Consider the following 479-nt stretch of genomic DNA (forward strand, 5'->3'; position numbering starts at 1 on the left):
CCCACCCCCAAGCACCTCCCGGTCCAGGCGATCAACCGCCGGTGGGCGCGGGTGTTCCTGCCGAAGATCGGCTGGGTGCGCTTTCGGCTGTCGCGGCCCCTGGGCGGGACCGTGAAGTCGGCGACCGTCTCGCGTGACGGCGCGCACTGGTTCATCGCGTTCCTCGTCGAGGACGGGCGGTGCACCCCGCAGGTCCATGCCCGCCCCGAGACGGCGGTCGGGGTGGACCGGGGCGTGATCACCGCCGCCGTCACCTCCGACGGGGAGTTCTTCGACCGCCGCCACGCCACCGCCACCGGCGTGTCCTGCCCCGAGCCGCCGAAGGAGGGCAAAGCCGAGCGGGCGACCTCGCAGGGCTACCTGACGCCCGGCGAGACCGAACGGTACCTGCGCCTGCAGCGGCGGCTGGCCCGCGCGACGAAGGGCTCGGGTCGGCGCAGGCGGGTGGTGCGCGCCCTGGGAGCGATCATGGGGCGGGT

1 pseudogene is annotated in these 479 nt (G+C 74.7%); it reads left to right on the plus strand.

What is annotated here, in order from left to right:
• Positions 1 to 479 (plus strand): annotated as a pseudogene (locus ACWJ6R_RS37965) (RNA-guided endonuclease InsQ/TnpB family protein); the annotation flags it as partial.

The organism is Planomonospora algeriensis (assembly GCF_977012225.1).